The organism is Komagataeibacter ossonobensis (genome assembly GCF_057359305.1).
This window is the reverse complement of sequence record NZ_JBXAYQ010000001.1, coordinates 220,460-235,025: the sequence shown is the minus strand read 5'-3', so window position 1 is coordinate 235,025 and position 14,566 is coordinate 220,460. Positions and strand designations below refer to the sequence as shown.

Here is a 14,566-nt window from a genome sequence, read left to right as displayed (position 1 = left end):
CGGGTCATACGTGGGGTCATTCCCTTCCTTTTACCCGTCGCGGGCTGGCCTGCCACAATGTCCAGCCCGCCAGACCGGGTTCAGGATTCCCCGTTTTCTTCTTCGCGCTTACGCAGTAGGGCTTCACGCAAACTGGGCTTGGGGATCAGACGATCCGTGGCCCGGCCGCCAAGCGTCATGAAAACTTCCGTCAGGGTCGGGGAGTTGTCCGTCGGGGCCGACGGCCGTCCCGCGCTCTTGCTCCATGTATTCTTGTCTAGTTTGGTCATCGTGGTCACCTTGGAAACAGGTTTGGGAACAGGCGGTGATGTCGGCACCGGGGGGGATTGGAACAACCGGGCCATCTGGGTCCGGTCACCTGCCTTGGCGAAGAAGAATCCAGGCCCTGTCGGGCGTTGTCCACGACGCTGCTGCGCCTTGGGTACCGGGGCCCACTCATCTGTCGCGGCGACCACCGGTTCAGGCGCTTCAACCGTGAAGGGCGCAGACCGCGCCGTTGCCGGACGTGGCGACACGGGGGTGGCAGGCGCTTCGGTAAACGGCGGCAGGCCACGTCGTTCCTGCCCACCCGACTGCACCACATCCGCTGTCGGAGCAACGGGTTTCGGCTGCGGCGCGGGACGCACCACGGTTTCCGGCGATGGAGGAGGTGCAACAGTTTCAGCCACGGAAGGCTGAGGCGTGTGCACGACTTCCGGCACGACGGGCGGCGGGGGCGGTGCGGGCGCGGGTGATGGCGCAACCGTCTCGGCCACGAGCGGTTGGGGTGCGTGCACGACTTCCGGCGCCACTGGCGGCGGAGGCGGCGCGGGCGGGGGAGACGCTACGACTGGCGGCGCCACAGGTTCCGGCTCAGCGGCAGGGACATACTGTTCCGGTTCGGCATAATGATCTTCAGCGTAGGCATGCGTATCGTGCGCATCTTCATGGACAGGCTCTTCCGGGCCTTCCATGGCGGGCATATCCCGCACGACCGAGCGGAAGGAATGGTAGTGAAACCCCTTCCCGCTCAGACCGTAGCCAGCCGTAAGCATACGGGCCACATCCTGTGGATTGTCCATGTCCACATTCGGGCGAGGGGCCTGCGCTCCTGCTGCTTCATTATCGGCTGAACTCACATCCCACCTCCCTCGGCACGGGCGATATAAACCAGCAATGTAAGTGCTGCGGAATAATAATCCGGCGCGTGATCCAGCGTGGGCAGCCCCCCTGCCGATGCCAGACCCGAACACGACGCAACGGCCAGATAGCCAGGGGGCGCATTATAGGGCGATCGTGAACCATTTGTCAGGTCCACCCAACCCGGCAGCGCCGATGCGCCAAAATGGTTCCAGAAACGGGTAAAATCCGCCAGCAGGTCCGGCGACAACATATGCGCCCAGTACAGGTAGAGCGGCACACGAATCGCATCATAGGAGAAACGTGGCGGCCAGCCCTTCGCAATTGAAAAAGCGCCGGTCTGCCGATTGATCGACAGCCAGTCCGGCGGAAGCTTCCATTCACCGAATCGGCCCTGTGCAATAATGCGCAGCCCGTTTTCCATTACGGTCTGCCACCGGGCATCGGCCGACAGCTCAAACGCCTGCATGAGCGAAGGCATGACGTAATAGGACAGGTTGAGGGTAACCGTTTCCTTGGTGACGAATCCGGTCGCCCCGGGCAACAGCACCTCATAAGGACCGACCTTCATGGTCATGAGCTTCAGCACATCGGCATAGATGGCCATAGCATCCTGAATATAGTCAGCCCGTTTCCAAAGCTTGCCGGCCCGCGCCAGGCCAAGCGCGATCAGCAGATCGCCATCGGTGGCGTTGTTCTTGTCCGCGACCGGAGGGTTATGTCCCTCCAGGTAACGCCAGGAAAACAGGGCATCGGTCTTGTGCTGGAGATTGGTGCGCGCCCATACCCACATCGCCTCGAACGCCGTCTGGTCACCGGCAGTGGCGGCGAAAAGCATGCCGTAGCCCTGCCCTTCACTGTGGGATTCGCCACTGTTGCCCGTGTCAATGATACGGCCATCAGGGTGGAAATACTTGCTGCGGAAAATGGCCCACTGCTGGCTCACCTGCGTGCCATCCCCCGCTTCAGCCGTAGAAACAAGCGGAATGCTGCCTGCTGCCGCCATGACGGACAGAAAGGACCGACGCCCCATCCCGGATACATGTTTCTGCAGCTTCATAAAATCCAACAGCATTGATCACCATACACTTCAGAAATCCGAACCGATGCAGCCACAGGCGGGAACTGGTACTCAATCCCATACCCGGCCACACCCAATGACGCCTTAGTCGCAAACTCCCCCATCCTGCAAGCCGGACACCGCCATCACGCGACAGACTTTGTTACGGAAAGGGAGCATACCGTCTTACCTCCCGGTGGCGAAACAGCCACCAGCGTCCTTACGGACTGGAAGGGGGGGGAAGTTGCATTTTTATCACGTCAGGTCCGCAAGCACCCCCAAAATCCCGTTGATTATTCCTGCAAAAATCAAAAGAGAAATATGGAAAATGACCAGTGCCAATATGCTGCCATCCTTCCGGAAATTAAAAGATGGAAAATATTTTTAAATTTCAGGACGACTTGACCTGAATCAATGCTTTTCATGCAAATCGTATAGGAATCGATATAAGATGCCTTTATTATATATTAATATGAAAAACATTGCCATGCCATAGATTGATCGCTCTTCAGTGAAAATAACTATTTAAAAATATTACGCACTATATGAAGAAGCCGCCTCGCGACGGTTTTTTTCTTCGGCGACCATGGGGGATGGATAAAGTCCATCGTCTTTATGTATATGCACGAACGGCAGGAAACCCCCGAGCCGTTCCGGCGGGCACGGGATTACCGCCCTTCATGCCCGGCACACACGTACAGATCCAGTATCATTTCATGATCGACAGATGCATCCGCCCGACCGGAAAATCCAGGTCGCCGTGCATGATGACCGTCCAGTTGCGTGCCGTCGGATGACAGGCGCCTACATATCCGGATCAGTGACGAATGCCATTGATGCAAGCGGTCGTCATTGCATGAAGAGTCATCACGCGCAGGCTGCGCCAGCCACGGATCGGACACTTCATGCCGGTCATTAATTGATGATTGTCATCATATCAGGCATGGCCCGGAATTCGTGCAGCCCACGCAACAGCACTGATGACCCGTGACATGACCGTAATTCAGGGAAATGATGATATCTGGCCAGCAACCACAGGAAACTGTGGCAGGATATCTGGCGTCCCGTACGGGATTCGAACCCGTGTTGCCGCCGTGAGAGGGCGGTGTCCTAGGCCTCTAGACGAACGGGACAAAGGCCGGTGCCGCGTTCTATGCGATCACCCGTGGGGATGCAAGGAAAGAATTGCGGCCCCGTCCCATCAGGGCCGCCCAAGGACCAGCCGGGCCACAATACGCCGACCGGACGGATCCCACACCACCACACGATCCGGCCCCCCACCGGCCAGCACCACCGCCAGCAGTCCATCCGGCCGGGCCGTCACAGCCTGTACATGCGTGCCCGGCGCTTCATCCATCACCAGATCCCCCGACACGTCCGCGCCCGCGATAACCGGCGGGGCTGTCACCGCCCCGGCCACCGCGGTCGCCGCAGTAGCCACCGGGTGCATCATGCGGTGCACCAGCACGCCAACCAGCGCCAGCGAACCGATGAACAGAAGGATTCCCATGCCGATCACCGCCGCAAGCAGCGCGCGCGATCCCTGTTTTTCCATTATGTGCTTTCCGTTCCCGAATACCGTTTTTTCCGATAGACACATGCCATGAATGACACTGCCCCCCCTGCCCCTGTCATCGCCACCGCCGATGACGCAGGCCAGCGCACGGACCGCTTCATGGCCAATGCGGTCGAAAGCCTTTCGCGCTCACGCGTCAAGTCGCTTATGGAAAGCGGACACCTGTTGCGCAATGGCGCCCCGCTGCGTGATCCGGCGGAACCCGTGCGGGCAGGCATGTGTTATGAAATTCACATCCCCCCCGCAATCCCCACCACGCCACAGGGGCAGGATATCGCGCTGGACATATTATACGAGGACCGCGACCTGATCGTGCTGGACAAGCCCGCGGGCATGGTTGTCCACCCCGCACCGGGCAACGAGGACGGCACCCTGGTCAACGCCCTGCTGGCCCATTGCGGCGAAGGGCTGACCGGAATCGGCGGCGAAAGGCGGCCGGGCATTGTCCACCGCCTGGACAAGGACACATCGGGCATCATGGTCGCGGCCAAGACCGAAATGGCGCACCAGGCGCTTTCCCTCGCCTTTGCCGAACGCAGGATCGACCGGGCGTACCAGGCCATCTGCTGGGGCATTCCCTCCCCCGCCAACGGATCATTCGACGGCGCGATCGGGCGCGACCGGCGTGATCGCAAGCGCATGGCGGTCATTGCAAACGGCGGCGGCAAGGTGGCGCTGACCCATTACCGGGTGCTGGACACGTTCCATGGCGGCCTGGCCCATGTGGAATGCAGGCTTGCGACCGGGCGCACCCACCAGATCCGGGTACATTTCGCCCATGCCGGGCACGCGCTGGTGGGCGACCCGGTCTATCTGCGCCGGATCCCGGCTGCCGCCCGTGGCCTGCCGCCCGTGGCAAAGGAGGCGGCGCTGGATTTTTCCCGTCAGGCACTGCATGCCCGCAGGCTGGGATTCGTCCATCCCCGCACGGGTGAGCAGATGCTGTTCGAGACCGCGCCACCGGAAGACTTCCGCCTCCTGCTGTCCGGTATTGCCTGATCTGCGGGCATATTCGTTGACATGGCAGGGCCAGATGCCTATGTTCGGTGATTGTTCGCCGGGGCCGACGCCCCCAGGCTAACTGGACGTCCTGTATAAAACTGCCCATGACGGGGGTCATATACAGGGACGTGAGATGTCCAGTCGTGCGTCTATCAGAGAGACGAATGCAACCCTTCCGGTCACGGTTACGTTAGACCGGATTAAAGCTGTCCCGTCCCTCTGGAACAGGAGTCCGTTACAATGGCCTCTTCTGCTTCTGCCCTTATTTCCGGTCCCGAAAACAACCTGTCCAAATACCTTCGGGACATCCGTAAATTTCCCATGCTCTCCCCCGAGGAGGAGCTTCGTCTGTCGCGCCGCTGGAAAGACAGGGGCGACACCGAAGCCGCGCACAAGCTTGTCACCTCCCACCTGCGTCTCGTCGCCAAGATCGCCATGGGCTATCGCGGCTATGGCCTGCCGGTGGGCGAACTGATCAGCGAAGGCAATATCGGGATGATGCAGGCGGTCCGCCGCTTCGACCCCGACCGTGGCTTCCGCCTGGCGACATACGCCATGTGGTGGATCCGTGCTGCGATACAGGAATACATCCTGCATAGCTGGTCACTGGTTAAGATCGGCACAACCGCCGCACAGAAAAAACTCTTCTTCAATCTGCGTCGCCTCAAGGGGCAGATGCAGGCGATTGATGATGGTGACCTGCAGCCTGAACAGGTCAACAAGATCGCCCAGTCCCTCGGCGTGCCCGAACAGGACGTGGTGAACATGAACCGCAGGCTTGCCGCCCCCGACCACAGCCTGAATGCGCCGCTGCGCATGGATGGTGAAGGGGAATGGCAGGACTGGCTGGTTGATGACAACGACAACCAGGAAGAAACCCTTGCCCAGAGCGAGGAATATTCCGGCAGGCAGGCGCTTCTGGCCAACGCCATGAAGTCACTGAACGACCGTGAACGTCATATCCTGACCGAACGGCGGCTCAAGGACGAACCGGCGACACTGGAAGAACTGTCCCATGTCTACAACATCTCACGCGAGCGCGTGCGCCAGATCGAGGTCCGTGCCTTTGAAAAGGTGCAGACCGCGATGAAGGCGGAAGTTGCATCCCGTCGCGCAAAACATGAGACACAGGCCGAGGCCTGACCACCGACAGCTTTCTGGATAAAAAAAGCCCCGCATGCTTCTGGCGCTGCGGGGCTTTTTGTCTGTACTCGTCATAATTAAAGAAGTTTTTGGTGAAGCTTTTTTCAAAAAGCTTCAAAGAGCGCCGCCTTTTTGAAAAAAGGCGGCATCCAAAAACTTTTATGACTGACAATCAGTTCTCGAACGGATCCCGCATCAGGATGGTGTCGTCACGTTCAGGGCTGGTAGACAGCAGGGTAACCGGCGCTTCAACCAGTTCCTCGATCCGGCGGACATACTTGATGGCCTGCGCGGGCAGTTCAGCCCAGGACCGCGCGCCCTTGGTGCTGTCCTTCCAGCCTTCCATCGTCTCGAACACCGGGCGGATACGCTGCTGCGCACCGGGGGCCGAGGGGAAGCTGGTGATCTTCTTGCCATCCAGTTCGTAACCAACGCAGATGCTGATTTCGTCCAGGCCATCCAGCACATCCAGCTTGGTCAGCGCCAGACCGTTCACACCACCCACACGCACCGCACGACGCACCAGCACGGCATCAAACCAGCCACAGCGGCGGGGGCGGCCGGTCACGGTGCCGAATTCATGCCCGCGTTCACCCAGCGTACGACCCATCTGGTCATGCAGTTCGCTGGGGAACGGCCCCTCACCCACACGCGTGGTGTAGGCCTTGGCAATGCCCAGGACGAAACCGATGCTGGTGGGCCCCACACCTGCGCCCGTGCCCGCATTGGCGGCAACGGTGTTGGAACTGGTCACGAACGGATAGGTGCCGTGGTCCACATCCAGCATGACTGCCTGCGCGCCTTCAAACAGGATGCGCGCACCACTGCGGCGACTGTCATCCAGCAGGTCCCACACCGGGGCCATGAACGGCAGAACGCGGGGCGCAACACCGTTCAGGAAGTCCAGCAGTTCCTGCTTGGTAAACGTATCGGCCCCAAGGCCCTTGAGCAGGGTATTGTGGTGCAGCAGCAGTTCGTCCAGCTTCCAGTCCAGCGTTTCCGGCTCGGCCAGATCGCACAGACGGATGGCGCGACGGGCCACCTTGTCTTCATAGGCGGGGCCGATACCACGGCCCGTGGTGCCGATCTTGCGCTCACCACGCGCGGCTTCACGCGCGCGGTCCAGCGCGCCATGCACGGGCAGGATCAGGGGCGCGTTTTCAGCAATCTTCAGCGTCTCGGGCGTGACCTTCAGGCCCTGCGCCGTCACACGGTCGATTTCCTTCAGCAGCGCTTCGGGGTCAACCACCACGCCATTGCCGATCACGCCCATCTTGCCCCGCACCAGCCCCGATGGCAGCAGGGACAGCTTGTAGGTCTGCTCGCCTACAACCAGCGTATGGCCCGCATTGTGGCCACCCTGGAAACGCACGACCACATCGGCCCGGCTGGCCAGCCAGTCCACGATCTTTCCCTTGCCCTCGTCACCCCACTGGGTGCCGATCACGGTGACGTTGGACATTTCATGCTCCTTGCTATACGGCCCGACCGGGACAAAGGCGACCAGCCGGAAAAAACCTTGTTATATTAAACAGATAAAAGAAATTCAGATATCATCCACTGGCACGGGCCGGCCATCAGCCACCACCAGCGCGCAGGACAGGCGCCGGGCCTCGGCCCGCGCGTCGACTTCATCACCCAGCGCACTGACCGTGGCATATCCCCCCGCACGCAGGGCCGCCCCCACCTCCGGCAATGTCCCCCACGGCAGGAACACACGCGTCCGGCACGGTAGCGGCGGGGCCGCACGCAGGATGATGTCAGGCCGCAGGGTCAACCCGCAGGCCGGTTCATCATTATTGGACAGGTAGCGGCCACCCCGGCCCAGTTCTTCGCGCTGGCCCGTGGCATAGACGCTGACACATACGCCGGTATGGTACTGCCAGCCACGGAATTCCACCGGGTCCACCGTCAGGCGGATGCCCGGCACACGCGCCTCGATCGCGGAGACGGTGGCTGCCAGACGTGCACTGTGGGCACGCACCACGGGCGGCAGGTCCACCGCCGCCAGTTCCGCAAGCGCCCCATGGGCGGGACCCGCCGCATGCAGCAGCCGGATCAGGACCGGGGCCAGATCGCCACCATGGCGTTCCACGGCAGCGGCGTCCTTGCGGTCCAGCGCACGCATCAGCATGCCGCGCACATGCGCATCAAAGCCCCCAACATCCACCAGCGCGGTGGTCAGCGCGGGCATGGTCAGGTCAAAGGACACGCCCTGCACCCGCAGCGTGGCAAGGCATTCGGCCGCAAGTGCCACGATTTCGGCATCCGCTTCCGGCTGGTCGGGACCGATCAGTTCCACCCCGGCCTGCGAAATCTGGCGTTCGCCATCACCGCGGTTGCTGGCCATGAGGATACACGGCCCGGCATAGGCAAGCCGCAGGGGACGCGGCACATCAGGCAGCCGGGTTGCGGCAATGCGCGCGATCTGGGGCGTCATGTCGGGACGCAGCGCCATCATGCGGCGCGTGTCGGGGTCCATCAGGCGGAAGGTCTGTTCCGCCACGGCAGCGCCGGAACCCGAAAGGAGCGTTTCCTCGAATTCCAGCAGTGGCGGCGTTACGCGGTCATATCCATGGGCCGCGAACACGCGCATCAGCGTCTCGACCCCCGCCGCCTCGGCCTCGGCCTCGGGGGGGAGCCTGTCCACGAAACCTGCGGGCAGCAGCGCGGGGTTGAACGGCGGGTCATCAGTCATATCGGGGGCCTATCGTGCGGCATCATGCCCACGGTGGCAGCCGGGCATGATGAATCAGACATGGAAAGCGGGATAAATCAGGCGTGCTGCCCGCGCACCTGCGCATAAGCCCAGTCCAGCCAGGGCAGGACCGCGCGCAGGTCGGCGGTTTCCACCGTCGCCCCACCCCACAGCCGCAGGCCCGGTGGCGCGTCACGGTAACTGCCCACATCCATCGCCACCCCTTCGCCGCCCAGCAGGGACACGATCTTCTTGGCCGCCGCCGTCTGGCCCGCATGGTCCAGCGCGGTAAACCACGGGGCGACAATACGCAGGCAGATGGCCGTGCTGGAACGGTGTTTCGGATCGGGGGCAAGGAACTGCGCCCAGTCGGACTTTGCTTCCCATCCGGCAATGGCCGCCAGGTTGGCTTCGCTGCGCGCGATCAGGCCCTTCAGGCCGCCAACGCTTTCCGCCCATTTCAGGCCATCCAGCGCATCTTCCACGCACAGCATGGATGGCGTGTTGATCGTGTCGCCCCGGAAAATGCCGTCAATCAGGCCCTTGCTGTTGGTCAGCCGGAAAATCTTGGGCAGCGCACGGGGTGCCGGCGTGGAAACCAGCCGTTCCACCGCACGCGGCGACAGGGCCAGCATGCCGTGGGCGGCCTCGCCCCCCAGCACCTTCTGCCATGACCATGTGACCACATCCAGCTTCTGCCACGGCAGGTCCATGGCGAAGGCGGCGGATGTGGCATCGCATATCACCAGCCCGTCGCGCTGGGTGGGAATGGCGGCATCATATGGCAGGCGCGCACCCGATGTCGTGCCGTTCCATGTCAGCACCACGTCCCGCGCCCAGTCCACCTGCGACAGGTCGGGGATTTCACCGTAATCGGCCTTCAGCACGCGGGCGTCGGGCAGTTTCAGCTGCGCGATGATATCGTTTGCCCATGTGGCGGAAAAGCTTTCGAACGCCAGCACGTCCACCGGACGGGTGCCAAGGATGGACCACAGCACCATTTCCACCGCACCCGTATCGGATGCGGGGACGATACCCAGCACCCAGTCATCCGGCATGCCAAGGATGGCCTTTGAACGGGTAATGACCTCGTTCAGCCGTGCGCGCCCTTCGGTCGAACGGTGCGAACGCCCCACCAGCGCATCCGACAGGGCATGAAGCGACCAGCCCGGACGCTTGGCGCAGGGACCGGAAGAGAAGCACGGATTGGCAGGCCGTACGGACGGCTTTGCAGTAAGGGCAGCAGGCAAGGGAGACATCAGTCCTGTTCGCGACACGGGCAAAGGGACAGCAACACCGGGGCGGTGCGCCAGACTGGTGCGAGAGGGGGGATTCGAACCCCCATGCCTTTCGGCGGTCGATTTTGAGTCGACTACGTCTACCGTTCCGTCACTCTCGCATACAGGCAGCCCGCCCTGTGCGGGACGGAATACCACGGCAATCAGTCCAGGGACGTCTTGCGGACCCGCTATATCACACGGGCGGCGGCGGTTCCAGCCCAAGCATCAGCGCCACATTCTGCAGTGCGGCGCCCGACGCGCCCTTGCCCAGATTGTCCAGCCGCGCGGTCAGCACGGCCTGCCGTAGTGCGTCATCACCATGCACGCGCAGTTCCATCCGGTCGGTACCAGCCAGCGCGTCGGCCACCAGCTTGGCGCACGGTTCGGCCACCGTTACGCGGTCCGAACCCCTGTAATGCGCGACCAGGGCCGCGTGCAGGTCCGCAATCCCCACCCGGCCCGGCAGGCGGTCCAGATGCAGCGGCACGGACACGATCATCCCCTGCGGGAAATGCCCGACCGACGGCACGAAAACCGGCGGCTGCGCCAGACCGGCATACAGGGTCATTTCCGGCATGTGCTTGTGGCCAAGACCCAGCCCGTACAGCTCAAACGCCGGGCCGCCATCGCGCTCATGCGCTTCGATCATGCTACGCCCGCCGCCGCTGTGGCCACTGACGGCATTCACGCACACAGGGTAATCCGCAGGCACCAGCCCTGCCCTGACCAGCGGGCGCAGCAGGCCGATCAGCCCGGTAGGATAACAGCCGGGATTGGAAACACGCGCGGCGGCGCGGATGGCCGCAGGCTGGGCCGCATCCATTTCGGGAAAGCCGTAGACCCATGCCGGGTCGGTGCGGAACGCGGTGCTGGCGTCAAGTATACGCGGCGCATCACTGCCCATGGCGTCAGCCATCGCCACGGCTTCCTTCGCCGCCGCATCGGGCAGGCACAGGATGACGATATCGACCGCCGCCATCATCTCCCGCCGGGCGTCGGGATCCTTGCGCCGTGCGGGGTTGATGGAACGCACCGTGACAGGCAGGTGACGCAGACGATGGCGGATGCCCAGTCCCGTCGTCCCCGCTTCACCATCGATAAAGACCGTTGCCTGTCCGTTGCTGCTCATGTTCGGTGTGTCCTGATAAAAACTTCCCGCCTCGGGATGGGCGATCTATACAAAACCTGTGCCCGACCGCAATACAAACAGGCAGGACTTCCCACCCATGAACGATGCTTCTTCCGCCCTTGCCCGCCTGCTGGACATCATGGCCCGCCTGCGTGACCCGCAGACCGGCTGCCCATGGGACCGGGAACAGGACTTCGCCTCCATTGCACCTTACAGCATAGAAGAAGCGTATGAAGTCGCGGACACCATCGCGCGCGAGGACTGGGACAGCCTGCCCGATGAACTGGGCGACCTTCTGCTACAGGTCGTCTACCACGCGCAGATGGCCGATGAAAAAGGCATGTTCGACTTCGCCACCGTGGCGCGCATGATTGGCGACAAGATGGTCCGTCGCCACCCCCATGTCTTTGGCGATGCCCCGGCGGAAGCCGGCCAGTGGGAAACGGGCAAGGCGCAGGAACGGCTGGCGCGCAACAGGGGCGGCACGCTGGATGACGTGCCCGTGGGCCTGCCCGCCCTGCTACGCGCGCGCAAGCTGTCCGCGCGTGCGGCCCGCACCGGTTTTGACTGGGACACGGTAGGCGAGGTCGCGGCGAAGGTGGATGAGGAACTGGACGAACTGAAGGTCGAACTGGAAAGCGGCGACCGGGCAAAGATATTCGATGAACTGGGCGACGTGCTGTTTACGTTGGCAACGCTTGCGCGCAAGCTGGACATGGACCCCGAAGCCTGCCTGCGCCAGGCCAATGCCAAGTTCACCCGCCGCTTTACCGCCGTCGAGCACGACCTCGCCACCCGTGGCCTTGCGCTGACGGATGTGGATGTCAAAACCATGGAAGAAGGCTGGCAGGCCGTCAAACGCCGTGAACGCGCGGCACAGCCACAGGATTGAACCCGCGCAAATCATCAAAAGTTTTTGGTGAAGCTTTTTCAAAAAAGCTTCGGAAAACGCAGCCTTTTTGAAAAAAGGCGGCACCCAAAAACTTTTACTCTTCCGTTTTATGCGGCGGGCGTCAGCAGCAGGTCGCGCAGCGCCTGCCAGCTTGCCCGGTCCGGCGCATACAGCAGTCCGCCGCTGCGATCCGTGACACGGTAAGGCGAGCCATCGAAGTGGGCGCTGTAGCCGCCTGCTTCCGCATGGATCAGCCACCCCGCCAGATGGTCCCACGGCAGGGTGCGGTTGAACAGCAGGAAATGGCACCGCCCATCGACCAGCATCAGGTATTCATGCGCGGCACACCGGAAATCCCATGATCCCGCAACCTTGGGCAGGTTATGCGTCACCACGTCGCGCACCGGCGCGGGCAGATAGCGCCATGATGCATTGCCCGACATCTCCCGCGCGGGTACGGGGGCGGCCACATGCAGCCTGCGTTCGGCGCCTTTTCCGTCGTGCAGCCACGCCCCCTGCCCACGCGCGGCCAGAACCGCGATATCGCACACGGGATCAACAATGGCCCCGCCAATCACATCCCCCCGCGACACGGCGGACACCATGACACCAAACAGCGGCACGCCCGCCGCATAATTGGCCGTGCCATCAATCGGGTCGATCACGAAGGCAAGGTCCGCCGTGCCAAGGCCATCCAGCAGGGCGGGATCAGTTGCGACCGCTTCCTCCCCCAGCACAAGGGCGTCAGGCCATGCGGCCCGCAGCGCAGCAGTCAGGTCGCGTTCGGTGGCTTCATCGGCTACGGTCACGATATCCAGCGGCCCGGTCTTGGCGCGGATGTCGGAATGGTCAAGGCAACGGAAAGACGGCATGACATGGCGCGACGCAGCCCCCCGCATCATGCCCACCACATTGTGCATGTCCGCCAGTGTGATCCGTGCCGTCATTGCCGCCCTCCGCTATGCGTGTCCGTCCTTCATCGGTGCCCATCCATGCGCCGGTGAAGGCATATTTTCCACCCTGCCCGCGGTCACAGGACAGTCAGCACGCAGGCGCGCCCTAATCCAGCAGGCAGGTCACGATACGGCCGAACTGCATTTCGAACCGCGCGCGGTTGGCAGGGGACAGGCGCACGGTCATCTCCACGCCGTCTTCCCCGTCCTCGCGCTGCGTGACCTCGCCATGTTCATACAGCCATGCCATCGCCGCCCCTTCGGCCAGCGGCACGCGGTATGCGACGACTTCCATCGCCCGCGTCATGCGTTCGTCAATCGCGGCCAGAAGATCGGGCAGCCCGTCGCCAGTAATGGCGGAAATGACCACATTGCCCGGTCGCGCGCCCACGGCGTCACGCCCGCCCACCAGGTCGGCCTTGTTCAGCACCTCGATCACACGGGACTGCCAATCCTGTTCGATGGTGCCATTGCGGGCCATGCCTTCCAGCACCTCGATCACGTCATTGCGCTGCGATGCGCTGTCGGGGTGGGAGACATCGCGCACATGCAGGATGATGTCGGCTTCCGCCACTTCTTCCAGCGTTGCGCGAAAGGCCGCGATCAGTTCGGTCGGCAGATCACTGATGAACCCCACCGTATCCGACAGGATCACCCGCCGCCCCGATGGCAGCTGGATACCGCGCATGGTCGGGTCCAGTGTCGCGAACAGCTGGTCCTGTGCATAGACGCTGGCCCCGGTCAGGGCGTTGAACAGCGTGGACTTGCCCGCATTGGTATAGCCGACCAGCGCCACGATGGGGAATGGCACCCGCCTGCGCGCCTGCCGGTGCAGGCCACGGGTACGACGCACCTGTTCCAGTTCACGCTTGAGGCGCACGATCCGGTCACCGATCATCCGGCGGTCGGCCTCGATCTGGGTTTCACCGGGACCGCCAAGGAAACCGAAGCCACCGCGCTGGCGTTCAAGATGGGTCCATGTGCGCACAAGACGGCTGCGCTGGTATTCCAGATGCGCCAGTTCAACCTGCAACGTGCCCTCACGTGTGGCCGCGCGTTCGCCGAAGATATCAAGGATCAGCGCGGTCCGGTCGATCACCTTGCAGCCCAGCGCGCGTTCAAGGTTACGCTGCTGCACCGGAGTCAGGCGGGAATCGATGATGACAACGGTGATGTTGTCGGCCTTGACCGTTTCCTTGAGCGAGTCCACCTGCCCGCCACCCAGCAGGGTCGCCGGCCTGCGCGCACGCAACAGCAGCACCGCCTGACACACGACCACCAGCCCGATGGAGGCGGCAAGGCCGACTGCTTCTTCCAGCCGGGCTTCGGCCGCACGCGCGTCATCATGCCGGTCGGGGCGTTCCCATGGCAGGATGACGGCGGCGCGCGTGGCGGATGGTGGCTGGGCCGCCGTCACGACGGGCTGCCATCCGTGACTGCACGCTCCTCTGTGCCGTCGGTCTCGGCTGGCGGTTCGAACAGGCTGACCGGGGTTGCCGGCATGACCGTGCTGATCGCGTGCTTGTACACAAGCTGCGTGTGCCCGTCGCGCCGCAGCAAGACGGAAAAGTTGTCAAACCAGGTGATGATTCCCTGAAGCTTGACGCCATTGACCAGGAAAATGGTAACCGGCGTTTTTGACCGACGGACGTGGTTGAGGAACACGTCCTGGACATTCTGTGAAGGTTCTTTTGCCACGGCAGGGCCTTACTTG

13 protein-coding genes and 2 tRNA genes are annotated in these 14,566 nt (G+C 62.7%); 3 read left to right on the top strand and 12 right to left on the bottom strand.

Annotation, left to right across the window (positions count from 1 at the left end):
* Positions 1-80: 80 nt before the first annotated feature.
* The 4 genes from AC1RQ9_RS01080 to AC1RQ9_RS01065 all read right to left on the bottom strand — a co-directional run bounded on the left by AC1RQ9_RS01080 (position 81) and on the right by AC1RQ9_RS01065 (position 3,734).
* A complete protein-coding gene (locus AC1RQ9_RS01080; protein WP_485985251.1) occupies positions 81-1,118 on the bottom strand; it encodes an endoglucanase in 1,038 nt (345 codons plus the stop codon).
* The gene (locus AC1RQ9_RS01075) at positions 1,115-2,194 is read right to left on the bottom strand and encodes a glycosyl hydrolase family 8 (RefSeq protein ID WP_193733591.1); all 1,080 of its coding nucleotides are present in this window, start codon (positions 2,192-2,194) and stop codon (positions 1,115-1,117) included. Before AC1RQ9_RS01075 ends, AC1RQ9_RS01080 begins: the two co-directional genes overlap by 4 nt.
* Before the next feature lie 1,042 nt (positions 2,195-3,236).
* Positions 3,237-3,312, bottom strand: a tRNA-Glu gene (locus AC1RQ9_RS01070).
* A 68-nt stretch (positions 3,313-3,380) separates the two neighbouring features.
* The gene (locus AC1RQ9_RS01065) at positions 3,381-3,734 is read right to left on the bottom strand and encodes a hypothetical protein (protein ID WP_485985250.1); all 354 of its coding nucleotides are present in this window, start codon (positions 3,732-3,734) and stop codon (positions 3,381-3,383) included.
* A gap of 48 nt (positions 3,735-3,782) precedes the next feature.
* Here AC1RQ9_RS01065 and AC1RQ9_RS01060 point away from each other — a divergent pair, with 48 nt between their 5' ends.
* Complete coding sequence (locus AC1RQ9_RS01060; RefSeq protein ID WP_485985249.1) at positions 3,783-4,754, top strand: RluA family pseudouridine synthase; 972 nt, start codon at positions 3,783-3,785, stop codon at positions 4,752-4,754.
* Between the two features lie 243 nt (positions 4,755-4,997).
* Complete coding sequence (rpoH, locus tag AC1RQ9_RS01055) at positions 4,998-5,900, top strand: RNA polymerase sigma factor RpoH (protein ID WP_193733588.1); 903 nt, start codon at positions 4,998-5,000, stop codon at positions 5,898-5,900.
* Positions 5,901-6,072: 172 nt separating this feature from the next.
* Here rpoH and AC1RQ9_RS01050 read toward each other — a convergent pair whose 3' ends face one another.
* From AC1RQ9_RS01050 to argC, 5 genes are all read right to left on the bottom strand, one after another.
* Positions 6,073-7,362, bottom strand: a complete 1,290-nt coding sequence (locus AC1RQ9_RS01050; protein ID WP_485985248.1) for an adenylosuccinate synthase — start codon at positions 7,360-7,362, stop codon at positions 6,073-6,075.
* 84 nt (positions 7,363-7,446) lie between these two features.
* A complete protein-coding gene (locus tag AC1RQ9_RS01045; RefSeq protein ID WP_485985247.1) occupies positions 7,447-8,598 on the bottom strand; it encodes an ATP phosphoribosyltransferase regulatory subunit in 1,152 nt (383 codons plus the stop codon).
* Between the two features lie 77 nt (positions 8,599-8,675).
* Entirely contained in the window at positions 8,676-9,857 is a 1,182-nt protein-coding gene (locus tag AC1RQ9_RS01040) for a phosphoserine transaminase (protein ID WP_485985246.1), read from the bottom strand.
* Positions 9,858-9,913: 56 nt separating this feature from the next.
* Positions 9,914-9,997, bottom strand: a tRNA-Leu gene (locus tag AC1RQ9_RS01035).
* Positions 9,998-10,071: 74 nt separating this feature from the next.
* Complete coding sequence (argC, locus tag AC1RQ9_RS01030; protein ID WP_485985245.1) at positions 10,072-11,007, bottom strand: N-acetyl-gamma-glutamyl-phosphate reductase; 936 nt, start codon at positions 11,005-11,007, stop codon at positions 10,072-10,074.
* Positions 11,008-11,104: 97 nt separating this feature from the next.
* Here argC and mazG point away from each other — a divergent pair, with 97 nt between their 5' ends.
* Entirely contained in the window at positions 11,105-11,899 is a 795-nt protein-coding gene (gene mazG / locus AC1RQ9_RS01025; RefSeq protein ID WP_485985244.1) for a nucleoside triphosphate pyrophosphohydrolase, read from the top strand.
* A 107-nt stretch (positions 11,900-12,006) separates the two neighbouring features.
* On the opposite strand, the gene AC1RQ9_RS01020 is transcribed toward mazG, so the two are convergent.
* The 3 genes from AC1RQ9_RS01020 to hfq all read right to left on the bottom strand — a co-directional run bounded on the left by AC1RQ9_RS01020 (position 12,007) and on the right by hfq (position 14,550).
* The gene (locus AC1RQ9_RS01020) at positions 12,007-12,846 is read right to left on the bottom strand and encodes an inositol monophosphatase family protein (RefSeq protein WP_485985243.1); all 840 of its coding nucleotides are present in this window, start codon (positions 12,844-12,846) and stop codon (positions 12,007-12,009) included.
* A gap of 112 nt (positions 12,847-12,958) precedes the next feature.
* Positions 12,959-14,269: a GTPase HflX gene (gene hflX, locus AC1RQ9_RS01015; protein WP_485985242.1), complete on the bottom strand. Its 1,311-nt coding sequence runs from the start codon at positions 14,267-14,269 to the stop codon at positions 12,959-12,961.
* On the bottom strand, positions 14,266-14,550 hold the full coding sequence (hfq, locus tag AC1RQ9_RS01010; protein WP_485985241.1) for an RNA chaperone Hfq: 285 nt from the start codon (positions 14,548-14,550) through the stop codon (positions 14,266-14,268). Before hfq ends, hflX begins: the two co-directional genes overlap by 4 nt.
* Between the last annotated feature and the right edge of the window lie 16 nt (positions 14,551-14,566).